The organism is Spirosoma sp. KNUC1025 (genome assembly GCF_045160025.1).
GTDB lineage: Bacteria > Bacteroidota > Bacteroidia > Cytophagales > Spirosomataceae > Spirosoma.
This window is the reverse complement of record NZ_CP087139.1, coordinates 5,898,687-5,921,049: the sequence shown is the minus strand read 5'-3', so window position 1 is coordinate 5,921,049 and position 22,363 is coordinate 5,898,687. Positions and strand designations below refer to the sequence as shown.

General features: G+C 50.3%; 18 protein-coding genes and 3 pseudogenes. 15 read left to right on the top strand and 6 right to left on the bottom strand.

What is annotated here, in order from left to right; translation table 11 throughout:
- The first annotated feature begins 23 nt into the window (after positions 1–23).
- The 8 genes and pseudogenes from LN737_RS25900 (at position 24) to LN737_RS25865 (ending at position 8,484) form a co-directional block, all read left to right on the top strand.
- Positions 24–1,022: a GntR family transcriptional regulator gene (locus tag LN737_RS25900; RefSeq protein ID WP_405513369.1), complete on the top strand. Its 999-nt coding sequence runs from the start codon at positions 24–26 to the stop codon at positions 1,020–1,022.
- Between the two features lie 3 nt (positions 1,023–1,025).
- On the top strand, positions 1,026–1,847 hold the full coding sequence (locus tag LN737_RS25895) for a sugar phosphate isomerase/epimerase (protein ID WP_405513367.1): 822 nt from the start codon (positions 1,026–1,028) through the stop codon (positions 1,845–1,847).
- A 101-nt stretch (positions 1,848–1,948) separates the two neighbouring features.
- Entirely contained in the window at positions 1,949–2,782 is an 834-nt protein-coding gene (locus LN737_RS25890; RefSeq protein ID WP_405513365.1) for a phosphogluconate dehydrogenase C-terminal domain-containing protein, read from the top strand.
- 72 nt (positions 2,783–2,854) lie between these two features.
- Complete coding sequence (locus tag LN737_RS25885) at positions 2,855–4,243, top strand: glycoside hydrolase family 140 protein (RefSeq protein ID WP_405513363.1); 1,389 nt, start codon at positions 2,855–2,857, stop codon at positions 4,241–4,243.
- A gap of 66 nt (positions 4,244–4,309) precedes the next feature.
- Positions 4,310–5,256: pseudogene (locus tag LN737_RS25880) on the top strand (ABC transporter permease).
- 26 nt (positions 5,257–5,282) lie between these two features.
- Positions 5,283–6,293 carry a substrate-binding domain-containing protein gene (locus LN737_RS25875; protein WP_405513362.1) on the top strand — a complete coding sequence of 337 codons (1,011 nt, stop codon included), beginning with the start codon at positions 5,283–5,285 and terminating at the stop codon, positions 6,291–6,293.
- A gap of 230 nt (positions 6,294–6,523) precedes the next feature.
- Positions 6,524–7,237 (top strand): ferritin-like domain-containing protein, encoded by a 714-nt coding sequence (locus LN737_RS25870; protein ID WP_405513360.1) that lies wholly within the window; start codon positions 6,524–6,526, stop codon positions 7,235–7,237.
- 155 nt (positions 7,238–7,392) lie between these two features.
- On the top strand, positions 7,393–8,484 hold the full coding sequence (locus tag LN737_RS25865; RefSeq protein ID WP_405513358.1) for a DUF4932 domain-containing protein: 1,092 nt from the start codon (positions 7,393–7,395) through the stop codon (positions 8,482–8,484).
- Positions 8,485–8,495: 11 nt separating this feature from the next.
- Here the strand turns inward: LN737_RS25865 and LN737_RS25860 are convergent, their stop codons facing one another.
- Positions 8,496–9,269, bottom strand: coding sequence for an SDR family NAD(P)-dependent oxidoreductase (locus tag LN737_RS25860; protein WP_405513357.1), 774 nt, complete (start codon positions 9,267–9,269; stop codon positions 8,496–8,498).
- Between the two features lie 81 nt (positions 9,270–9,350).
- Positions 9,351–11,028 (bottom strand): annotated as a pseudogene (locus LN737_RS25855) (UxaA family hydrolase).
- 134 nt (positions 11,029–11,162) lie between these two features.
- Here LN737_RS25855 and LN737_RS25850 point away from each other — a divergent pair.
- The 5 genes from LN737_RS25850 (at position 11,163) to LN737_RS25830 (ending at position 16,232) form a co-directional block, all read left to right on the top strand.
- Positions 11,163–11,960, top strand: coding sequence for a hypothetical protein (locus LN737_RS25850; protein WP_405513355.1), 798 nt, complete (start codon positions 11,163–11,165; stop codon positions 11,958–11,960).
- Complete coding sequence (locus LN737_RS25845) at positions 11,957–12,367, top strand: hypothetical protein (protein WP_405513353.1); 411 nt, start codon at positions 11,957–11,959, stop codon at positions 12,365–12,367. Before LN737_RS25850 ends, LN737_RS25845 begins: the two co-directional genes overlap by 4 nt.
- Before the next feature lie 82 nt (positions 12,368–12,449).
- Entirely contained in the window at positions 12,450–14,117 is a 1,668-nt protein-coding gene (gene ade / locus LN737_RS25840) for an adenine deaminase (RefSeq protein WP_405520521.1), read from the top strand.
- Positions 14,118–14,212: 95 nt separating this feature from the next.
- A complete protein-coding gene (locus LN737_RS25835) occupies positions 14,213–14,812 on the top strand; it encodes an RNA polymerase sigma factor (protein WP_405513351.1) in 600 nt (199 codons plus the stop codon).
- Positions 14,813–14,960: 148 nt separating this feature from the next.
- Positions 14,961–16,232: a replication-associated recombination protein A gene (locus tag LN737_RS25830; RefSeq protein ID WP_405513349.1), complete on the top strand. Its 1,272-nt coding sequence runs from the start codon at positions 14,961–14,963 to the stop codon at positions 16,230–16,232.
- A 55-nt stretch (positions 16,233–16,287) separates the two neighbouring features.
- On the opposite strand, the gene LN737_RS25825 is transcribed toward LN737_RS25830, so the two are convergent.
- Positions 16,288–17,553: a HAMP domain-containing sensor histidine kinase gene (locus tag LN737_RS25825; protein ID WP_405513347.1), complete on the bottom strand. Its 1,266-nt coding sequence runs from the start codon at positions 17,551–17,553 to the stop codon at positions 16,288–16,290.
- 85 nt (positions 17,554–17,638) lie between these two features.
- Here LN737_RS25825 and LN737_RS25820 point away from each other — a divergent pair, with 85 nt between their 5' ends.
- The gene (locus tag LN737_RS25820; RefSeq protein ID WP_405513345.1) at positions 17,639–18,106 is read left to right on the top strand and encodes a response regulator; all 468 of its coding nucleotides are present in this window, start codon (positions 17,639–17,641) and stop codon (positions 18,104–18,106) included.
- 40 nt (positions 18,107–18,146) lie between these two features.
- Here LN737_RS25820 and LN737_RS25815 read toward each other — a convergent pair.
- From LN737_RS25815 to aat, 3 genes and pseudogenes are all read right to left on the bottom strand, one after another.
- Positions 18,147–19,396: pseudogene (locus LN737_RS25815) on the bottom strand (glutamate-5-semialdehyde dehydrogenase).
- A gap of 2 nt (positions 19,397–19,398) precedes the next feature.
- Complete coding sequence (gene proB / locus LN737_RS25810; RefSeq protein ID WP_405513343.1) at positions 19,399–20,433, bottom strand: glutamate 5-kinase; 1,035 nt, start codon at positions 20,431–20,433, stop codon at positions 19,399–19,401.
- 98 nt (positions 20,434–20,531) lie between these two features.
- The gene (aat, locus tag LN737_RS25805; protein WP_405513341.1) at positions 20,532–21,140 is read right to left on the bottom strand and encodes a leucyl/phenylalanyl-tRNA--protein transferase; all 609 of its coding nucleotides are present in this window, start codon (positions 21,138–21,140) and stop codon (positions 20,532–20,534) included.
- Positions 21,141–21,382: 242 nt separating this feature from the next.
- On the opposite strand from aat, the gene LN737_RS25800 reads away from it, so the two are divergent.
- Positions 21,383–22,360 (top strand): hypothetical protein, encoded by a 978-nt coding sequence (locus LN737_RS25800; protein ID WP_405513339.1) that lies wholly within the window; start codon positions 21,383–21,385, stop codon positions 22,358–22,360.
- Positions 22,361–22,363 lie beyond the last annotated feature (3 nt).

Here is a 22,363-nt window from a genome sequence, read left to right as displayed (position 1 = left end):
TTTCTGGAAAAAGTAATACGTTGATGCGAGAAGGGGTAATTGATCAGCCGAAATACCAGCAGTTGATTGAAACTGTGCTCTCTGATATTGAGCAGGGTACGCTCGAGCTTGGTCAGCAATTACCGTCGATCAGCGAATGGGCCAGCAGGCAGGGGGTAGCCAAAGTAACAGTGGCCAAAGCCTATGAAGATTTACGACAGCGCGGGATAGTGCGTTCACAGCATGGCAAAGGATTTTATGTAGCCAGTACCAACGTGCGTTCGTCACTGAACGTACTGGTCATTTTTGATACGCTCAACGCTTACAAAGAAACGCTGTACGATGCGCTGAAAGCGGCTTTGCCGGATGATTCGACCCTGAGCGTATTCTTTCATCATTATAACCCGGCCGTTTTTGAAACGTTGGTACGGAACAACCTCGGTCGCTTCAACGCCTACGTACTGATGCCACATTTCGATGATGACGTATCGGATATCGTCGCGCTGATTCCGCTTGAAAAACTGCTGCTGCTCGATCAGACCTTACCAACGCTGCCGGGCGATTACTCCGCTGTTTATCAAGATTTTGAGCAGGATATGTACAGTGCGCTGATGGCGGCTTTCGAGCGGCTCCGGCGGTATGATCGACTAACATTGGTGTTGTCGAAAGACCGGTTTCAGTACGTACCGGCCGGACTTTTACGTGGTCTATGGCGCTTCAGTGAGGATTTTGGTTTCGCATGTCGGGTGGTCGATACGTACTCAACTGACCTGGTGAAAGTCGGGGAGGTGTTTCTGCTTTTTGCCGACCGGGATCTGGTTTCGTTTTTGAAAGACGTTGACGCGCTGGGCTTAATACTCGGTGAACAGGTTGGCTTGCTTTCCTACGATGATACACCAATGAAAGAAATTCTGGCAGGAGGTATCAGCGTTATTTCCACGGATTTTTCGCAGATGGGCCAAACTGCCGGGCAACTGCTGGCAAACCGACAGCGCGCGAAGATTGCTAACCCCGGCGGCCTGACGCTGCGACATTCACTGTGACCTATGCAGCTGGGTATCAGCACATACACATTCGGCTGGGCTGTTGGCGATCCGGGAAATCATTGTCCGCCAAAGCCGATTGATGAACTGACATTGCTGAGTCGGGCTGAGCAGCTGGGTGTCAGATTGGTGCAGTTTGGCGATAACTTGCCTTTGCATGAGTTGTCGGTCGGACGGTTAGCTGCATTAAAGCAGGAAACCGGGCAGCGAGGTATTCAGCTGGAAGTTGGCGCGCGGGGCTTAACCGATGAACACCTTAGTCGGTATATCGAGCTGAGTGTTTACCTGAAAAGCCGGTTGTTACGCTTTGTGATTGATAAGGGAGCCTACAAACCCGCTATCGATGCAGTGATTGGCATACTTAAAAATGCAGTACCCTCGCTGGAGAAAATGGGTATTACGTTAGGAATCGAGAATCACGACCGGCTTTTGGCGGGCGAATTTGCGGAGATAATGGAGCGCGTAGGCAGTTTGCAGATCGGTATTTGTCTGGACTCTGTGAATTCGATGGGGGCGGGCGAAGGCTTGGCTGACGTGGTAAATACGCTGGCTCCTTACACGGTTAATCTGCATCTGAAAGACTTTGGTATTCGGCGCCTGCCGCATCTGATGGGTTTTCAGATCGACGGGCGACCTGCCGGACAGGGTATGCTGAATATCCCCTGGCTCGTACAACAGATAAACCCGTATGGACGCTGCCGGACGGCTATTCTGGAGCAATGGGTTGTTCCGGAACCAGACCTGACTGACACCATCACGAAAGAGGCTGCCTGGGCAGAAGAGAGTATTACGTACCTGAAAAATAGTGAGTTATTCTGTTTTTAGTTTGCCATGTTTGGTATACGGGGTAGCAATTAAATAGGCTTTGCATGGTACGTCCGCGTCTGGCCTGTTCTAAACCGCCCTGCCTTTTTAACCCATAAATCATGACTAAAATAGCTTTAGTAGGCGCAGGTGGCAAAATGGGCTGCCGACTGACGGATAATTTTCTGAAACTGCCTGAGTATGAAGTTTCGTACCTTGAAGTTGCTCCTCAGGGGATTGAAAATCTTCAGAAACGGGGCGTAACGGTCAGCGAACCAGACGCTGCCGTGTCTGATGCCGACGTAGTGATACTGGCGTTGCCCGATGTTGCGATTGGTAAGTTGTCGGAACAGATTATTCCGCAAATGAAAACGGGGTCGCTGGTACTGACGCTGGACCCGGCAGCTCCGCTGGATGGCGTTATTGCTCACCGCGACGATCTTGGCTACGTAATTGCGCATCCGTGTCATCCGTCGGTGTTCAACTGGGAGCCAACTGAAGCCGCTTTTCGGGATTTTTACGGGGGCATATCGGCAAAACAGTCGATTGTGGTTGCGCTGATGTATGGTACCGAGCAGGATTACGCCCTTGGCGAGCGCGTGGCGAAGGCAATGTATGGGCCGGTGAAAGATACGCACCGGATCACGCTCGAGCAGATGGCCATTCTGGAACCGGCGATGGTAGAAACTCTGGCGCAAACCTGTATGGAAGTGGTGAAAGAAGGTTACGACCGGATCGTAACCCTGGGCGTACCCGAAGCGGCTGCCCGCGATTTTGTGCTGGGTCATTTGCGTATTCAGATTGCGGTGTTGTTCAAAGAGGTCAACGGTACGTTTTCCGACGCGGCCTATAAAATCTCGAAACGGGCCAAACCGATTTTATTCCGCGAAGGCTGGCAACGTATTTTCGACATGGACGACATTCGTGAGCAGGTCAAAGACATTACAGCTCGATGATTGTCGAGCTACAGCGACTGTAAAAGTTGTCGGTTTGATTAGCCCACCCACTCCACTAAATCCTTATCGCTCATGAAAAAACGCATTCTTCTGGCTGGCCTGTTGCTCTGGCAGGGGTTGGTTATGGCCCAACAGCCCTTTTCCAATGGCCGATTGAAGGTCTCCGATAACAAACGATATCTGGTTCATCAGAATGGCACACCCTTTTTCTGGATGGGTGATACGGCCTGGGAATTGTTTCATCGGCTCAATCGGGAAGAAGCAGACCAATACCTCAAACGACGGGCCGAACAGGGGTTTACAGTTGTACAGGCCGTCGCGCTGGCCGAATTTGACGGGCTGAAAGAACCCAATCCTTACGGCGATACTCCACTCCAGGATAATGACCCAACCAAACCGAATGACGCTTATTTCAAGCATGTCGATTACGTAATCGATAAAGCGGCTCAATACGGTATTGTGATTGCATTTCTGCCCACCTGGGGTGACAAGGTTTTTAAGAGTACCTGGGGACAGGGACCCGAAATTTTTAACCCGACCAATGCGAAGGTGTATGGGAGCTATCTGGGTAATCGTTACAAAAACCGCGAAAACATCATCTGGATTCTGGGGGGCGACCGAAACCCGCGCGATGGGTCGCAGGATGTGGCCATCTGGCGGGCTATGGCCGAGGGTATTCAGCAGAGCGTTGGGGGAGCCGATAAAGCGCTGATATCGTATCATCCGCAGCCGAACGGCCTCGACGGAGGATCGTCAAAATGGTTTAAGGACGAAGCCTGGTTCGACTTCAACATGCACCAGAACGGGCATTGCCGCTTTACCCCCATGTACGACCATATTGCCGTATCATACAAGAGTCAGCCAGTCCGGCCCACCATGGATGCCGAGCCCATTTACGAAGACCATCCGGTTTGTTTCAACGCGAAAGATTTAGGTACGTCGAATGCCTATGACATACGCGTTTACGCTTACCTGGATCTGTTTGCTGGCGCGCATGGACATACCTATGGCTGCCACGACATCTGGCAGATGTACAGTACCAAGCGCCCGTCGGTCAATGGCCCACACCTTTACTGGCAGGAAGCTATGGAACTACCCGGTGCCAACCAGATGAAGCACGTCCGGCATTTGTTGACGGCCCGCCCTCTGCTCGACCGCGTTCCCGACCAATCGCTGATCGTCGAAAATAACCTTAGCTCTGCCGAACGGATTCAGGCTACACGAGGGGCCGATTACGCATTTATCTATTCGGCAACCGGGAAACCGTTTACCGTGAATCCGGGTAAGATTACCGGAAAAAGTGTTACAGCTACCTGGTTTGACCCCCGTTCGGGAAAAACCCAGCCCGCCGGTACGTTCGGCAATCAGCAGGCGCAGCTATTTACTCCTCCCTCAAAAGGGTATGGGCAGGATTGGGTATTGGTGCTGGACGATGCCACAAAGAATTACCCAGCTCTGTAAAAATGAATCTTGTAGAATGCGTGATTCATTCTCAGTAGTATACAACAGGCATCAGCCATTCTTTTCATGCGTCTACTTTTTCAGGAACGAACCTACTCGCTGACGTTCACCATCGTACTGGTTGGCCTGGTAGCAGCTATGGTTTTTCCGCAAACGTTTCCCACGTTCGGCAACTGGAGCCAGCTACTGCTCAACCTAAGCATCGACACAATTGTGGCGGTGGGCATGATGTTGCTGCTGGTATCGGGCGTTTTTGATTTATCCGTGGGTTCGGTCGTTGCCTTTTCGGGGGGCGTAGCGGCTTACGGTATGATGACGTTTGGCATGCCTGTGCCGTTTGCGCTGTTGCTGGCGCTGGTCAGTGCTGGTTTAATCGGTGCTGTTAACGGCTATCTCATTGCGTATCAAGGCATCAATCCCATGATTCAAACGCTGGCCGCAATGGGTATCGTACGGGGGGCGCTTTACTCATCAGCGGATCAGGTATTCAGAATTTACCGTACTGGTTCAATGCCATCAGCCAGTCGCGGTTGCTGGGTATTCAGATGCCGGTCTGGTACATGCTGTTTACAGTGGGTACGTTTGCTTTTTTGATGAACAAAACGGTATTTTTTCGGCGCTACTATTACATTGGCGGCAACGAACACGCAGCCGAACTCTCCGGGATACGTACCAGACGAATGAAACTCTGGGGGTTTACGCTCACCGCTTTACTGGCGGGCGTAGCGGGCATACTCCTTTCATCGCGACTTGGTACGGCCTTGCCTACTGCCGGGCGTGGTCTGGAATTGCGGGTCATTACGGCGGCTATTCTGGGTGGAGCAAGCCTGTCAGGTGGGCATGGTAAAATTATGGGCGCGTTGCTGGGAGCGGTGTTTATGGGCCTGGTCAGTAACGTAATGGTGCTGGCGCGGGTGTCGGGTTACTGGCAGGATATCATTCTGGGGCTGATTCTGATTGCCGCCGTCTGGAGCGATAAAGCACTGCAAAAGCGGGGCGCGTTACGTGCCTGAAAAATCACCTATCGAAACTGTATGTCATGAAAAAACTGCTGGTTGTCGGTCTGCTTGGTCTGCTTTCCTGCGAATTGCCCCCACGTCAGGCGAGTACGTCGGCCGTGCTCAACACAGTTTCGGATTCAACTAACCGGAGTGCGGCTGAAGAATACGTTATGGTGACAACAGCCGTAACTATGCCGATGTACGTCAATCACGATCAGGCAGCTTTCAAACGGTGGGGAGAAAAAATGGGCGTAAACGTATCGATTCTTGGACCCGCTGAATGGGACGTACCAGCACAGATCAACGTCATTGAGGAAGTGATCGGAACTCGTCCGTCGGGGCTACTCATCAACGGCACCGACCCCGCTATTGGTCCTGTTATCGACAAAGCTGTAGCTGCCGGTATTCCAACGGTTGTGTACGATTCCGATATTCCCAACTCAAAACGGCACGCCTTTCTGGGTACGGACTGGTATGAGATCGGGCAGATGCAGGGGCGCGAAATGGTGCGGTTGCTGAATGGTAAAGGCAAAATCGCCTACATGGGAATTCTGGGATTGACGAATATGGAAGCCGGGTTTCAGGGCTTGCTGGATGTCATTAAAAAATACCCCGATATAGAGGTTGTTGGTAAATTTGATGACAAGGCCAATGTTGAAGAAGCGGCTCGCATAACGTCTGATCTGCTGGCTGCTCATCCTGACCTGGCGGGTTTATGCGGGTTTGATTCCAATTCAGGACCGGGAATTGGGCTGGCCGTGAAAGAAGCAAAGCGGGTCGGGCAGGTAAAAATAACAACCGTCGACTGGGAGCCGGAGCATCTGCAGCTCGTTCGCGACGGGGTGATTCAGATGCTGGCCGGGCAAAAACGCGAACTCTTTACGTGGTATGGCGCGCAGTTTCTGTATGATATGGTACATCAGACCAATCACCTGTCGGCCCGCGATGCTCAGGTCGGAATTACTAACGTACCAACCGCAGTAAACACGGGTCTGCTGCGAATCACGAAAGAAAATGTAAACGAGTTTATCAATCGGTCGGCGCAGTAAGTTGACGATCAGAACTGAATTCTTCCCAATGTAAAGATTGTGTTAAACTTCTCAACTGCCGGATCGACGCTGGTATAAAGCTGTAGTAGGGATAATCTACAGATTCTGTAGAAAAATGACAACACAAGTGCTTATGGCAAATTCGTAAACGACAGATTATCAGTGGTTGGCCTGAATTTGGTTAGTAGGAGGGAAAAACAAATTATAACCTCAAAACCAACAGTAAAGCTATGGCAACGTTTGGAGAACGCATCGCGAATTTTTTCGGTGGCGATGACGCCGAAACTCAGGAAGGTCTTAACAACTTGTTTGTTACGGAACTGAAGGATATTTATTATGCTGAAAAACAGGCCATTGATGCTTTAGGCGAACAGGCCGATGCCGCTACGACGAATGAAGTACGTAATGCATTTTTGCAGCATCAGGAAGAAACCCGTAATCAGGTAGCCCGGCTCGAGCAGGTTTTCAGCAGTATAGGTGTGGATGCAGAAGAGGGTAGCTGCGATGCCATTGATGGCCTGGCCGATGATGCCCAACGGGTTGTGGCTAACACGGAATCTGGTTCATTAACCCGTGACGCCGGGTTGATTATTGCCGGTCAGAAGGTTGAGCACCATGAAATTGCTTCCTATGGCTCAGTCGTTACGTTTGCCAAAGTTCTTGGCTACAACGAAGCCGCCCGTCTGCTGGAGCAGACGCTGGAAGAAGAAAAAAATGCCGATAAGAAGCTGACCGCGTTGGCAGAATCATTCATCAATGATCGGGCGGCCAGCGAACGGAATAACGACGATACGTACCGGGATAACCAAAATCAGTCCAATGACTTTGATCGGTATGGTGTTGTGAACCCAGACGGTACCCGCTATCAAGATCCAACAACCAGTGGTACAACCCGGACAACTTCGGGCAACGATACCGCTACTGGAGGCAACTGGGTAGTATAATTTAACGAGTCAATACGTATTCACGTAGTATCGACAGTCTTTGCAGCGAAGCAGCGTGGTGTCAGGTTCAGAACCTGACACCACGCTGCTTCGCTGCAAAGACTGTCGTTTTACTTTTGCCGAAAATCCGGTTTATTTACAAAAAACTCAATCGGTTGAAAATTCTCGTCGGCTTACTTTTATTCGGCACGCTTTCATCGTTTTCTGTTGCCCAGAAACAAATTCAGGTTGACGCCAACCGTAACGTTGAACTGATCAATATGTTGGCCGTGCAAAATTCGGCTGGCCTGTTGAAAGATACGCTGACCAATGCGTGGTATAAAGAAAATAGTGTGCTGATGCGAATATCATTTCATCGGTTCAGGCAGGTGCAGCAACTGCCCATTTACAGGACGTATCAGTTGTTGGAAGATCGATTGGGAACCGGCACGTACCTGTTAAGTTTGTACTATAGCGAAGTGCCCGAGGCAAAACGACGTACCGATTTACCCAATGTATTGACCGAAGCTGTCAGTCAGAATCGGGATTCCGTTTTGAATGCAATCGATACATTCTTCACAGAGCTTAATTCGCTCTACAAAGCCATTCATTTTGATCGTTTTCTATCCGACAACGAGGCTGTTTATCGACAGGCGCTGGTTGAGGTCAGCAGGAATTTACCGGCAGCTACGTTCATTCCTACGATGGAAAGTTATTACGGCGAAACAAAGAACGGGTACCATCTGCTGATCAATCCCTTTTTTCAGACGGGATGGGGAATGGGCTGGGAAGTTATTTCCAGAACGGGTACGGATATTTTCAATATATCTTCACCGTTGAGTAAAGCCATTCGCGGAAAAGATGGGCGAATCAGCTCTCCGGGATTCGATAACCGTGAGGGTGTCCGGCGGTTGGCTGTTCACGAATTTGGGCATTCGTTTGTCAATCCGCTGGCCAATCAACCGGCTTACAAAGCACAAATTGAACAGTTCAATATCCTATATGAACCGATCAAAGGCGATGAGCAGTACCACGATTGGCATACCCAGTTTTGCGAATACGTAGTTCGGGCCGGTGAAATTCGACTGGCACTACGTATGCACAATACCGCCGATGCCAAAGCCGTTGAGCAGCAAAATAGTAACTGGCGGTATTTAGCCCATTTTACAAGCCAGCTTGAACGGTACGAACAAAACCGCAAACTGTATCCGACCTTCAGCGCGTTTTTCCCTACGCTGATCGCATCGTTGTCAAGTCTGAAAAAGTGATTCGGCCTGTTTTAGCTGTTTAATCGGGTAAAGCCTCCATCCAGTACGTAGTCACAACCCGTAACGAAACCGGCTTCGTCGGAACACAGATAAAGCGCCAGTGAACCTACTTCTTCGGGCTTGGCCATACGGCCAATGGGTTGCGATTTCGACAGTTTCTCAAACATTTCGGCCTCCTGACCGGGGTAGTTTTTGGCCAGGAATCCGTCGACAAAGGGCGTGTGCACCCGCGCCGGTGAAATGCAGTTGCAGCGAATATTTTCCTTCAGATAATCTTTAGCAACAGACAGGGTCATGCTCAAAACCGCGCCCTTGCTCATGGAATACGCAAAACGCTCGGATAAGCCAAGCGTAGCTGCTATCGACGCCATATTCAAAATTACCCCACCGCCATTTGCTTTCAGATGTGGGATGGTAGCAAACAGACAGTTGTAAACGCCTTTGATATTAATGCGAACAATCCGGTCGAAGTCGGCTTCGGTTGTATTATCGGCTCTGCCAATGTGCGAAACTCCCGCATTATTGACCAGAATATGGATGGGTCCCGTAGCGGCAATGTCATTAATAAGCGCAATTGTCTGTTGCTGATTCGACACATCAACTCCATGACTGGTCGCCTGACCCCCCGCCTGACGAATATCGCTAGCAGCCTGTTCGGCCTGTTGCTCGTTGAGGTCCAGAATATGAACTGAAGCACCCGCCTGTGCAAATGTTTTAGAAATCGCCAGCCCAATTCCGCTGGCTCCCCCGGTGATGAGGGCCGTTTTGTTGGTAAGTTGGAACATAATTTAAATGATTGAATGATTGAGTAATTGAATGATTGAATAAAGTTTGCGTCAGCTATTCAATCACTCAATCATTCAAAATTAAAGTGACACCCCCCGCTTCCAGGGGATAAAATCGTCTTGTCCGAGCCGTTCGGCCTGCGTAATGATCTCACCCGATGCCAGCCGGATTATGTATTCGAGCAGGGCGTCTGCATTTTGGGCAATGCTCTGTTCGCCGTCAATGATCGGGCCGCTGTCGAAATCGATTACGTCAGGCATCCGGTTTTTCAGTTTTGTATTGGTCGATACTTTTACAACCGGACAAATTGGGTTTCCGGTAGGCGTACCAAGCCCCGTTGTAAACAGAATGACATTGGTACCTGATCCGGCCATGCCAGTTGTGGCTTCTACGTCGTTGCCAGGCGTGCAAAGCAGACTCAAACCGGGCGTTACGGCGGGTTCGGCATAATCCAGTACGTCGGCAACAGGGGCGGTTCCCCCTTTTCGCGGCCCCTGCCGATTTAATGGCGTCGGTGATCAGACCGTCTTTGATGTTGCCGGGCGATGGGTTCATGTCGAAGCCAGAACCGGCGGCCTCAGCCTGCGCCGAATAGTCGCCCATCAGCGTAATGAATTTCTGCGCTTTTTCGTTGTCCGCTGTCCGGTTGATGAGTTCCTGTTCCACCCCGTTCAATTCCGGAAATTCGGCCAGTACGGTTTTGCCACCGAGTGTAACGAGCGTATCGGAGAGATGACCCAGAACGGGGTTTGCCGAAATTCCCGAAAAACCATCCGAGCCACCGCATTTCAAACCAACCGTCAGGGCGCTGAGCGGAGCTGGCTGACGTACGAGCTTATTGATTTCAATCAGACCCAGAAAGGTTTCTTTTACGGCCTGCGCCATCAGTGCGTATTCAGTACCGGCCTGCTGTTCAAATAGCAGAAGGGGTTTGTTGAACTTCGGATTCTGCCGCTTTATTTCAGCCGAAATCATATCGGCCTGCAAATGCTGACAACCAAGACTAAGCACGGTTGCGCCCGCTACGTTCGGATTGTTGATGAAGCCAGCCAGCAGCGAACCCAGATAGGCCGAATCCTGCCGGGTGCCGCCACAGCCCATTTCATGCGTCAGGAACTTGATGCCATCGACATTTTTAAACGGACGATTTCCCGCTTGCCGGTTTTCATTGTGCGTCAGGGTTTTGTTCTGCGACTCATCCACAAACGGCTCCATTTTCTTGATCACATCCATTTCACCAGCCTTATACAGACTCAATAATTCATGAACCTGATCGCGGTACGTTTCGGGTTGGGCATAGCCGAGTTCGCGCTCGAACGCACTTTTTAGAATCAGTACGTTACGATTTTCGCAAAAAACCAGTGGTACAACGAGCCAGTAATTGCGGGTGCCGACACTGCCATCGGCGCGGTGATAACCCATGAAAGTGCGGCCCTGCCAGTGCGAAACATCCGGCAATTGCCACGAATACGGCTGTTTTTTATCGAGACCGTAGCGATCGGCATCGTGTTTCAGGTTAAATGTTGTGATGGGTTCACCCCGCCGGATAGGCTGCGTAGCTTTACCGACCAATACACCATACATAGTTATCGGATCGCCGGGTTGCCGATCTTCGGTCACAAATTTATGCTTGGCACCAACGGCGTAAGGAAGATCGTACGTATCGTTCTCGAAGTCAATTCGTTCGCCAGCTGACAGATCCCGTAGGGCAACAATTACATTATCGGCGGGGTGAACTTTCAATACACGAGCAGACATTAGAAAAACTGATTTTAGAGGTAAAGAGACGTGTCTGGGCTAAATATACCAGCCTTTCCCAAAAAAGTTTGTGTTCCGGGCTTGCGAATGTGCGTGTCAGTCCCAAGTTTTGACATCCTAATCCTACCTTCTTTATGCCTCAACCTTTAACTGCTGCTCAAAATGCCTTTCCGGCTGGTCGTCTGACGTCGATGGATGCTTATCGGGGTTTTGTGATGACCCTGATGGCCGCCGAAATTCTGCAATTCGACCGGTTGCATGAAGCGTTTCCGACCAGTAAGTTCTGGGCATTTCTGGCGCACAATCAGAGTCATGTGGCCTGGGCAGGCTGTTCATTGCATGACCTGATTCAGCCTTCCTTTTCATTTCTGGTTGGTGTTGCGTTGCCTTATTCGGTAGCCAGTCGCGCTACGCTGGGGCATGGCTTCGGAAAGCAGTTTGGACGGGCGTTACGTCGGTCGCTGATTCTGATTCTACTCGGTATTTTTCTGCGCTCCACCCATGCCGAACAAACGAACTTTACGTTCGAGGATACACTCACGCAAATCGGGTTGGGCTATCCATTTTTGTTTCTACTCGGGCATGCCAACCCCAGAACTACCTGGATTGCGTTTGGCCTGATTCTGGTCGGGTACTGGCTGGCGTTTGAACTGTATCCGCTGCCCGGCCCTGCTTTTGATTACAGTGCGGTCGGGGTTCCGCCCGACTGGCCAGAGCATTATACGGGGCTGATGGCACATTTCAATAAGAACAGTAACCTGGCATGGGCGTTCGATACGTGGTTTCTGAATTTGTTTCCGCGCGCAAAACCTTTTTTGTTTAACGGGGTGGTTACGCTACGCTTAGTTTTATTCCCACACTTGGTACGATGGTTCTTGGCTTGCAGGCAGGCCGATGGCTTCGGTCTGACCGTACTCCGTCGGCCCTGTTGAAACAGTTGTTGATTGCCGGAGCGATTGGCATTGCCTCAGGCGTATTACTCCATGCGTTAGGCATCTGCCCAATCGTAAAACGAATCTGGACCCCCGCCTGGGTGCTGTTTAGCGGAGGCTGCTGCTTTTGGCTACTGGCTTTATTTTATTACCTGATCGACGTAGCAGGAAACCGGGTCTGGGCGTTTCCGCTGGTGGTGGTCGGTATGAATTCCATCGCGATTTACTGCCTCGTACACCTGATCGACCGTTTCATTGTTACGTCCTTATATACACACCTGGGGCATGGCCCTTTCCAGATATTTGGCCCAGCTTACGAACAACTGCTGATCGGCTTCGTTACGCTGGCTGTCTTTTACCTGATTCTTCGGTGGATGTATAACCGAAAGTTATTTATCCGCGTCTAAATAATTGTCGTTTGTGGCTATTGGTCGTTTGCCATACAGGACTACGAATGACAATTAACCAATGTCTATCAATGCCCCTTTTATGATTACTGCGAATATTCTGAATCTGTTCGATCAGGCCATTTATTACGGAACGATTACAGTTGCCAACGGACGAATTTCTCACATTCAGCGACTCGGCCCCGAGCGTCCCGGTGAAGCTTACGTACTACCCGGCTTTGTTGACGCCCATGTTCATATTGAAAGCTCACTCCTGACTCCTCCGCAGTTTGCCCGGCTGGCAGTGGTTCACGGTACCGTCGCGACCGTATCGGACCCCCACGAAATTGGCAACGTATTGGGCGTAGCGGGTGTCAACTACATGATTGAGGAAGCCCGGCGGGTTCCCTTCAAATTTATGTTTGGCGCTCCCTCCTGTGTTCCGGCTACTACGTTCGAGACGGCCGGGGCAGCCATTAGTGTTCAGGATGTCAGGCAATTGCTGGCTATGAAAGAAATCGGCTATCTGGCCGAGATGATGAATTTTCCGGGCGTGCTGAATCAGGATGCCGACGTACTGGCCAAAATTGCACTGGCGAAAGCCTTCAACAAACCCGTTGATGGTCATGCTCCGGGTTTGATGGGCGACGATGCGCAACGGTATATCGATGCCGGGATCAGCACCGATCACGAATGCTTTACGTATGAAGAAGGGCTGGATAAGGCGCGCCGGGGGATGCATATCCTGATTCGGGAAGGTAGCGCAGCCCGCAACTTCGAAGTACTAATTCCGTTGCTGAGCCAGTTTCCGACGCAAATAATGTTTTGCTCCGACGATAAACATCCGGATACGCTGGCGGAAGGCCATATTAATCAACTGGTAGTTCGGGCGTTGGATAAAGGACACTCCCTTTGGAACGTACTACGGGCAGCTTGCCTGAACCCGGTGCTTCATTATCGGCTACCGGTCGGCCTGTTACGCGAAGGCGATCCGGCCGATTACGTTGTGGTTGATACGTTGACGGATTTTCGGGTGCAGCAAACAGTCATTAACGGTCAGATTGTGGCCGAGAATGGTCAATCCAATATTCCCGATCTGCGTAGTGAACACGTAAACCAGTTTCATTGCTCCCCCAAAAAACCGGAGGAATTTCTTGTAACCGTCGATCAATCGGATTCGGCCGGTATAATCCGCGTCATTGAAGCGCTCGATGGGCAGTTAATCACCAACGAATTGCTGCTGGAACCAAAAGAGGAAAACGGTCGGATTGTTGCTGATGTGGAGCGGGATATTTTAAAACTAGTCGTAGTCAATCGGTATCAGAACGTACCGCCAGCCGTTGCATTCATCAAAAATTTTGGGCTGAAACAGGGGGCTATTGCTTCGTCCGTCGGGCACGATTCGCACAATATCACGGCTGTTGGCTGCGACGATGAAAGTCTTTGTCGGGCTATTAATCTGGTTATCGAGGCCAAAGGCGGACTAAGTGCCGTTGGGGGAGCAAACAACGAAAAAGCGTTACCTGTCGATAAGCTACTGCCTCTGCCTGTAGCGGGCTTAATGACCGATTCTGGGGGCTACGACGTAGCTACGCGCTATTCGTCACTTGACCAATTTACCAGACAGGAGCTGAAAAGTACCCTGGCGGCCCCCTTTATGACCCTTTCGTTTATGGCACTGCTTGTTATTCCGTATCTGAAACTAAGCGATAAGGGGTTATTTGATGGAAAACAGTTCACTTTTGTGTCCTTGCAATCGATTAAACAGTGACAAAAAAAATTTTTAGTACTTTACTTTTTTAATTCTATTTTTTATGGGTAAGTTTACAGACCTCAAGGCTATTCCTAACCTTTACTCACCCGCACATGGCTCGCTCTCGTACTCAAAACGGCCCCGACGACGAAACCCTTTGGAATCAGTTTCGCGGTGGCGATGAAAATGCGTTTGCCCGATTGTATCAAAATTATGTTCAAACCCTCTACCACTATTGCGCCCATTTCGCTACTGACCGGGCGCTGATTAAAGATTGCATTCACGACTTGTTCGTTGAACTCTGGAAACACCGTACCACTATCGGCCCAACGACCTCTGTACGGTTCTACCTGATGGCTTCGATTAAGCGTAAACTGGTTCGCCATCTGACGGCTGAGCAAAAATTAGTAAGTCAGGATGAAGTGACGAATGGCCGTCGAGTAGGGGATATGCTTCCTGGCGCTGATCCATCGCACGAAAACCTGTTGATTGCCCACGAAGAGGATTCATTCATGAATGATTGCCTGCATCAGGCGCTTGACAAACTGCCCCGTCGGCAGCGGGAAGCGGTTCACCTTCGGTATTTTCAGAATATGAGCAACGAAGAAATTTCGGCCCTCATGCAAATCAATATTCAGTCCGTTTACAATTTAATTTTCGGTGCCATGAGCAACCTCAAGCGATACGTTACGCTTGAAAATGTGTCGCTCTGACGCTGACTGTTCCTAACCCTTCTTATAACCCGGTAGCTCTTGTTGAGCCTACCGGGTTTTTTGTTAAGGAGGAAGGGGCGGAGCGGGAAGAAAGGAACACAAGCTGTTGCTACTTCCTCCCTTCTCCTCAATTTGGTAACTTCGCCACATGAATACAGACTCAACGCCCCTACCTGAGCGGGTTCGCCCCCGTACCCTCGATGATGTAATTGGTCAACGTAAACTCATCGGCCCAACGGGCGCTTTACGTCGGGCCGTTAATGCCGGACGGCTGCCGTCCATGATTTTGTGGGGACCGCCGGGTGTTGGCAAAACAACACTCGCTTTGCTTCTGGCCGAAGCGGTCAAGCGGCCTTTTGTTGCCCTGAGCGCCATAAATTCGGGAGTTAAAGAAATTCGGGACGTATTAAGCCGTCCGGCAGGGATGTTTCCGCCGGTGGTATTTATTGATGAAATCCACCGGTTCAATAAAAGTCAGCAGGATGCGTTGCTCGGTGCGGTTGAAAAAGGACAGATTACCCTGATTGGCGCCACCACCGAAAATCCATCGTTTGAGGTAAACAGTGCGTTGCTGTCGCGCTGCCAGGTGTACATTCTGGAAGCGCTCGACCGTGAGGAGTTGATTCAGGTGGTGGATCGGGCCATTGCGCAGGATGCGTTTCTGCAAACGAAGAAAATTACGGTTGAATCCTACGATGCGTTGCTGAGACTGTCGGGTGGCGATGGTCGGAAGCTGCTGAATCTGTTGGAGTTAGTGGCTTCTGCGCACATATCGACCGAGCCGCTGGTCATCACCGATGAACTGGTAACGGCTGTAGCGCAACAGAATATTGCCCGGTATGATAAATCAGGCGAGCAGCATTACGATATTATTTCGGCCTTTATCAAGTCATTACGTGGTTCCGACCCCAATGCAGCTCTGTACTGGATGGCTCGTATGATAGTAGCGGGCGAAGATCCGGTTTTCATTGCCCGGCGGATGCTGATACTGGCGTCGGAAGATATTGGGAATGCGAACCCAACGGCCATGATTATGGCGTCGGAAGCGGTTCAGGCGATCCGGGCTATCGGTATGCCAGAGGGACGAATTATTCTGTCGCAGGTTGCTGTGTATCTGGCGACTTCACCCAAAAGTAATGCGAGTTACGTAGCCATCGACGATGCGCTGGCGTTGGCCGAACAAACGGCTCATCTGCCCGTACCACTGCATTTACGTAACGCCCCTACAAAGCTGATGAAGCAGATCGGGTATGGCAAAGATTACCAGTACGCCCATTCGCACGAAGGCAATTTTGTGCAGCAGAATTTCCTGCCCGATGATCTGAAAGGGCACAAACTCTATGAACCCGGCCACAATGCACGCGAAGCCGAAATCCGGCGTAGTTTGCAGAAATGGTGGGGAGAGTGGTACGGCTATTGATCCAAAAGAAAGCGAATCAGTGCGTATGACTCATTAGCGAATTGTTAAACGTAGACTACTCTGATTTGGCATATTGCATTGGGAAACGGACGCGAAAGAGCGTACCGGCTTCTGGGCGGGTTTCAACATCCAGATTAGCCCGCAATAATTCACAGAGTCGTTTCACAATTAGCAGGCCAATGCCTTCGCCTTTCTGTTTAACCGGTTCAGCAGACACTACTTGCTGTGGTACAAATACGGAATGGTTGTTGTCGGGAAAAGCCGCCGTCGAATCCACCGTCGGGGCCAGAGCCTGTCCCAACTGCCCGGCTATTTCTGGTGGTAAGCCTGGCCCGCTGTCCTGCACACTCACGATCCACCGGAAATTATCCTCCTGACTCCAGCTTAGCGTAATCCAGCCTTGTTTTGTGTAGTTTAACGCATTGATCAACAGGTTCTGCAGAATCCGCTGCACCTTGACCGAATCGCCCTCAACAGGTAAATCCGCCGGGCCTGTCCACTCGAACGATAGCTGTCGCTGTTCGGATAGAGGCTGGACACTTTCGGCAATCTGACGGAGTAGCGCGCCCGCGTTAAATGATTCGATCTGCAACAATTCCTGACCAGCTTCCAGACGAGCCAAGTCCATGAGTTTTGTGAGTAAGGTAGCCGCATTGTCAAGATTTCGCTGCCACATATCCCGCCACTGACTTTGTTCCTGCTCCGTACCGGGCTGATCGAGGAGCCAGGCAGCACCACGTAGTAATGTAAAATGGCTACGCAGATCGTGGGAAGCATTTCTGAGTAACTCTCCCCGCTGTCGGGTCAGCTCGCTTAGCGCCTGCAGTGCCTGCTCAAGATTGGTTGCGCGCTGCGTAGCATCCTGTCGTTGTAGCTCGTTGTATTGAGCCGCACTGCCTCGTGTAACCTCGTGCATCAACGTATTGATCTGATTATGAGCCTGTGAGAGAACACTAAGTTCGGTGTCGGTATAAAAAGCGCTATACGTCTCTAACTCACTCGCGAGCATGAGGTGCAAGTGAGCTATTTCCTGAAGCAGTTCCGTTAATTTATAGCCTTTATGCCATCGGTGTAACCCATGCTCAGCTGCTACCACTATAGGATCGATGGCTGGAGGCTGTTGGCGCAAGCGTTTGTCCAGGATATCCAGAATAACCGGGACCTGATCATTAAACTCTTCACGGGTTAAACTGGCAACTGTCAATAAGGTAGGGTCCTGCCTAACCCGGGTGTGCCAGCCATTGAGAATGACCTCCCGTTTGAAAAGCAGATAGGTAGCAACGGCAGTTAAGGGCGATTTAAGAGTCTGGGTATTTTCCACGGTAGAGTTGGTAGGATTTAGCCTTCAATTGAATGAAACTCCTTACCTTTAACTACAATTTATCGATCTGGTTCATACAACGCTCATGCCAGCAACTGATACTCACTCAACAAGCCGCTCAGAAAGTACGTTTCCTATTTTGATTGTTGAAGACAACCTTGAGCATCAGCTGGTTATTGTTCACAGCATGAGTCAGCGGTTTCCACAAGCCAGGCCGGTTTTTGTCCAGACAGCTCCTCAGGCATTGGATTATCTGCAGGCCAGTTCAAAACGAGAAGTCCCCTCCGTTCGCCTGATATTACTGGATATTTATTTGCCACAACCCGAGATAGGGTGGCAGCTTCTGGCAGCTATTCGCCTAAATTACCCACATTTGCCCGTCATTGCGGTCAGCGCGCATCAACTGGCGGAAGATATACAGGGTGCTTATGATCTGGGAGTACACTCGTTCATTGCAAAACCTCTTACTATGGAGCAGTGGGTAAATTACTTCGACATGCTACGTGTGTACTGGGTAGAAACGGTTACGCTGCCTCCGGCCGATCAATACTGACCGGCCATACCAGCGAGTGACATCGCCAATCAACCACCAATTACCAGCGCACCTGTCCGTCGCCGACTACAATCCATTTTTCCGTTACGAGTTTCTCAAGCGCAAACGGCCCACGGGCGTGAAGCTTTTGGGTCGAAATGCCTATTTCAGCGCCTAAGCCAAAAACGCCACCATCGGTAAAACGGGTAGATGCATTGGCATAAACAGCGGCAGCATCGACTTCGCGCAGGAATTGGTCAATCAGTGGCTGGTCTTGTGACAGAATCGCTTCGGAGTGCCGCGACGAATACGTTTGAATGTGCGATAAGGCTTCATCCAGCCCAGCCACCACTTTTACCGCACATTTGTAATCCAGAAATTCGCGTCCAAAGTCCTCTGGTTGAGCATGTTGCAGATTGGTATAGCCGGCTTTCTCAAAAATGTCAAACGAAACTTCGTCGGCGAAAACCTCTACGTTCCATTTGTTGAAGTCGTCGGTAAGCATGGGCAGAAACTGCTCCGCAATGGCTTCGTCAACCAGTACGCAATCGAGAGAGTTACAAACCGATGGGCGAGAAACCCGGGCGTTCACCACAATGGCAACGGCTTTGTCCAGATCGGCCGAGGTTTCAACATACGCATGACATACGCCAGCGCCCGTTTCGATGGTTGGCACCAGCGAGTTTTTGCGAACAAACTGAATCAGCGAATCTGATCCGCGAGGGATAATAATATCAACGTAACGCGTGGCCGTTAGCAGCTCATTGACAACTGCCCGGTCGGGGGCAGCAACGTAACGGCGGCTTTCGGAACGCCAAAGTCAGCCAGTACACGCTGAATCAGGCCAACCAGATACCGGTTCGACGCATCGGCTTCTTTGCCGCCTTTCAATACGCAGGCATTGCCCGACCGCAAACACAGCGACGCTACGTCGACCGTTACGTTCGGACGTGCTTCGTAAATAACACCGACGACGCCGAGCGGCACCGCAATTTTTTTGAGCTGTAACCCTTGTTCAATCGTCCGTTCTAACAGGACCTCCCCAGCCGGATCGGGCAAAACAGCTACGTCGCGCAGGCTTTTAGCCAGATCAGCCACCCGGCCTTCTGTCAATTTCAGCCGGTCGTATTTCGGATCGGTTGCTGGCATACGGTCGAGATCTTTCTGATTTTCAGCCACAATTTCGGCTGTGTGCGCTGCCAGAACATCCGCCAGATTAGTTAGCAGGTCTGTTTTTTGCGCAGGAGTTAGTCGGCGAACGGCAGCAGCGGCTTGTTGTGCCGCTTGAAGCAGGGGCGTAATAGGCGTCATAATTACAAAAGTACAATATCATTCGCATTCGCCACCTCAACGTTTTGCTGATTAAGCTGTTGCGCTAACGTCTCTGACGCAATGCGCACGCGGGCAACGGCTACGGGTTCCTGTTTTTCATCCAGAATCTCAATCATTTCGCCCGTCGAAAATTCGCCGAGTACAGCTCGGATACCCACTGCCAGCAAACTCCGACGCAATTGCAGGGCACGTACTGCCCCCGCATCAATCTGTACGCGCCCGACGATCAGACTACCACTGGCAAGCCAGCGATTTCGGGCGGATAGGGTAGACGGCTGGGGCAGGAATTCGGTGCCTGTTTCGCCCCGTAACGCCCGGCCCAGGCTATCCGGTTCGTTTAACCCAAAAATAACCACTCGAATGCCCATTCGACTCGCTAGTTTGGCAAACGTCAGTTTGGAAGCCATACCCCCCAGCCCTAACGACGATTTATCCGTTCTGACGACGCTGAATACGCGTTCATCGAAGGTGGTCACCTGCCGGATAATCTGTCCGTTGGCATCCAGCAGCCCACCAACCGACGTACAGAGCATCATGGCTTCGGCCCCGAAACCTACAGCAATCAACGTAGCGAGTTCGTCGTTATCCGAGAATTTCAATTCCCGATTACTCACTACGTCGTTTTCGTTGGCAATTGGAATCAGGTCATTCGCCCAGAGTTCCTCGTACGTCTGCTTGAGTTGCAGAAACTGGTCGCGGTTGGCAAAATGATGGCGCTCACACAGGCTCTGCGCAATAGAAATGCCATAGATGGAGAAGAAGCGCGAATACTGGTTGAGCAACAGTAAATTACCCACTGCAGCAGCGGCTTTGCGCTGGGTGATATCACCTTTATACTCTCGAATCAGGGCTTTACCCGCACCCACAGCGCCCGAAGAAACAAGCACAATACGATAGTGTGGATGCAAGGCTGCCACCTGCCGGGCAATGTCTACCATGATTGGTTCATTGGGTTCGCCGGTAGGTTTAGTGATGGATGCAGTACCGAATTTAAGGACAAGAACGGGCTTCGACATGCCGGCAAAGATAGGCAGATTCGGATTAAGGTTCCTGATTTACGGTGTTCGGTACACGACAAGTCGACCTGAATAGATAAAGCCAATGTCGCAGCAACTTACACTTTCTCAGACGTAGCGTCTGTAAAACGGGCTTTGTGGCGGAGAGCCATTTTCAACTGTTTCAGGTAATCTGCCTTAGGAATTTCAATGGCGCCGTACCGTCGGACATTGTCATTGATAAACTGCGTATCGAGTAGAATAAACTTCTGCTGACGAAGAATCAGAATCAGATGATGAAAGGCCACCTTCGACGCGTTGCTGACCCGATGGAACATGGATTCGCCAAAAAAAGCGGCTCCCAGCGAAACCCCGTATAACCCACCCACCAATCTGCCATCTATATACGTCTCTACGCTGTGCGCCAGTCCCATATGATGCAGTTCGGTATACGCATTAATAATTTCGTCAGAAATCCAGACACTGTCGTCTTCCGAACGTGGTTTTGAGCAACTCTGCATGACTTCCGTAAAAGCCGTATTGATACGTATCTCAAACTGGTTGCGGTTCAGAATCGGGCGGAGCGATTTGGCGGGCTTATAGGTGTGAATAGGAATAATCGCGCGCGGGTCGGGAGCGTACCAGTACAGCGTACCGTCGGAGTCAGCCATTGGGAAAATACCGTTGATGTACCCGTAAATAAGGTCGTCGGCGGTTAATTTATCCATGAAAATGAGGAGTGTACTGCAACAAATATAAAAATAGTTACGGACAGATACGTAATTGCTCTATTGCCTAATCCTCTTTTAATTATTGGAAAGCCGCATTCTAGAAAAGCCAGGAAGAACTGCTCAGGCGCTAATCGACATAACGTTTATTCAATTACCAGCCCATCACATGATGCTTTTTTTGATTGAATGTGCCTTGTAAGTAAATTGCAGATCAGTAACAAATTACTTACCCACCATTCATGTTTTCTTCCTTTCTTACTCTGCGTCTGCCAGTGTTGGTAAGCATCTTTATATGGATACAGATAGCGATAGGATTTGCCCAGAGCGCTGATGTGCTGATACCTAAAATTAAATTCGGAGAAATTAAACCTGCCGAATTTCTAAGCTCTTCGACCGATACAACTTCTGAGGCTGTAGTGCTTTACGAATCAGGAGACATTTCTTTTGAGGTAGACCAGATAATTTTAAAGTATTACGTTCGTATGCTTATCCGCCGGAAATCGGCTTACACTCGTGCTACAGTGGCAACCAGCGTTCGTAGGGGGTATGGAATGGTTAACGAAAAAATGAGCGACCTGGAAGGGCGTACGTATAATCTGGTTAATGGTCATGTAGTAGCTGATCCGTTAGACCTGAAAACAGCTCACTTCACGGAAAAAGCAGCAGAAGAATATTGGATTGAAAAGTTTACAATGCCTAATGTTCGGGAAGGCTCAGTGATCGAATACCGGTACACGTTACGAACGCCATTCTATATAACCCGCAGCCCCGAGCCCTGGCGATTTCAACGCGATATTCCTGTCGACTGGAGCCAGTTACACATTGTACTTCCACATGGTTTTCCGCACAGGTTAATACTAGGTGGTTCGCTCAAACTGACGGTTGAAGATATTAAGGCCACGAAAATCAGCTTAATTCCTGGTCAGATTAAAAGTGATGCACAAGAGAGTTTATATGCTATAAAGCACGTGCCTTCTTTTCAACACGAAAACTACGTAGCTAACGAAGATGACTATATTTCAAAAATTGATTTTGAACGCCCCAATTATCTGGATGTAGATTTAAAAAGGGAATCGATCATGCCTTTAGTTGGGAAGCTCTTGATAAGCGATTACAGGCCAATGACAGTTTTGGAAAGACGCTTGTCCCAACTGACTGGTTACGGAAACAGGCAGAAAAGCTATTCGACAGGCAGAGCGATACGCTTAGTCGTGTAATAG

Excerpts from the sequence above, each read along its gene's own strand:
- LN737_RS25850 (WP_405513355.1), top strand. The coding sequence starts at position 11,163 with ATGCCTCAACCTTTAACTGCTGCTCAAAATGCCTTTCCGGCTGGTCGT.
- aat (WP_405513341.1), bottom strand. The coding sequence starts at position 21,140 with ATGGATAAATTAACCGCCGACGACCTTATTTACGGGTACATCAACGGT.
- LN737_RS25860 (WP_405513357.1), bottom strand. The coding sequence starts at position 9,269 with ATGTTCCAACTTACCAACAAAACGGCCCTCATCACCGGGGGAGCCAGC.
- LN737_RS25870 (WP_405513360.1), top strand. The coding sequence starts at position 6,524 with ATGGCAACGTTTGGAGAACGCATCGCGAATTTTTTCGGTGGCGATGAC.
- LN737_RS25885 (WP_405513363.1), top strand. The coding sequence starts at position 2,855 with ATGAAAAAACGCATTCTTCTGGCTGGCCTGTTGCTCTGGCAGGGGTTG.
- LN737_RS25830 (WP_405513349.1), top strand. The coding sequence starts at position 14,961 with ATGAATACAGACTCAACGCCCCTACCTGAGCGGGTTCGCCCCCGTACC.
- proB (WP_405513343.1), bottom strand. The coding sequence starts at position 20,433 with ATGTCGAAGCCCGTTCTTGTCCTTAAATTCGGTACTGCATCCATCACT.
- LN737_RS25895 (WP_405513367.1), top strand. The coding sequence starts at position 1,026 with ATGCAGCTGGGTATCAGCACATACACATTCGGCTGGGCTGTTGGCGAT.
- LN737_RS25875 (WP_405513362.1), top strand. The coding sequence starts at position 5,283 with ATGAAAAAACTGCTGGTTGTCGGTCTGCTTGGTCTGCTTTCCTGCGAA.
- LN737_RS25890 (WP_405513365.1), top strand. The coding sequence starts at position 1,949 with ATGACTAAAATAGCTTTAGTAGGCGCAGGTGGCAAAATGGGCTGCCGA.
- ade (WP_405520521.1), top strand. The coding sequence starts at position 12,450 with ATGATTACTGCGAATATTCTGAATCTGTTCGATCAGGCCATTTATTAC.
- LN737_RS25900 (WP_405513369.1), top strand. The coding sequence starts at position 24 with ATGCGAGAAGGGGTAATTGATCAGCCGAAATACCAGCAGTTGATTGAA.
- LN737_RS25835 (WP_405513351.1), top strand. The coding sequence starts at position 14,213 with ATGGCTCGCTCTCGTACTCAAAACGGCCCCGACGACGAAACCCTTTGG.
- LN737_RS25800 (WP_405513339.1), top strand. The coding sequence starts at position 21,383 with ATGTTTTCTTCCTTTCTTACTCTGCGTCTGCCAGTGTTGGTAAGCATC.
- LN737_RS25820 (WP_405513345.1), top strand. The coding sequence starts at position 17,639 with ATGCCAGCAACTGATACTCACTCAACAAGCCGCTCAGAAAGTACGTTT.